Origin of the sequence: Pseudomonas sp. K5002, assembly GCF_013386655.1 — a bacterium.
GTDB lineage: Bacteria > Pseudomonadota > Gammaproteobacteria > Pseudomonadales > Pseudomonadaceae > Aquipseudomonas.
In genome coordinates, this window is the sequence record NZ_JACARK010000577.1 from 1 (window position 1) to 332 (window position 332).

The following is a 332-nucleotide window of genomic DNA, read 5'->3' on the forward strand; positions in this document are numbered from 1 at the left end:
ACCCCAAGCTGCCGTGCCAGGGTGCGCAGGCGCCCGTTCAACAGCGGGTCGACGCGCAAATGTGCCTGTTGCGCTTCACCCGGTGCACTCAATGCCAGCGTCGGCTCATCGACCTCCCCGAGCATCTCGCGGAAGAACGTTTCGTGCTCTTCCTCACGCATGCCCAACCGCGTCTGCGCCACATAATTGCGATACGGCACCGCCGCACCCAACTGCTCGCGCCGGCCGAGCAAGCACGCCTGCATTTCGTGCTGCAGCACCTCCAGCGCAACGTGGTCCATCACGAGATGATGGAACAGCAACAACGCAACCACCCGCTGGTTGGCCGGGTC

Annotated in this window: 1 protein-coding gene; it reads right to left on the reverse strand. The window is 64.2% G+C overall.

The window, feature by feature from the left end; translation table 11 throughout:
* The coding region (locus HX846_RS23800) for a hypothetical protein (RefSeq protein WP_256739865.1) at positions 1-332 on the reverse strand (332 nt) is incomplete at both ends.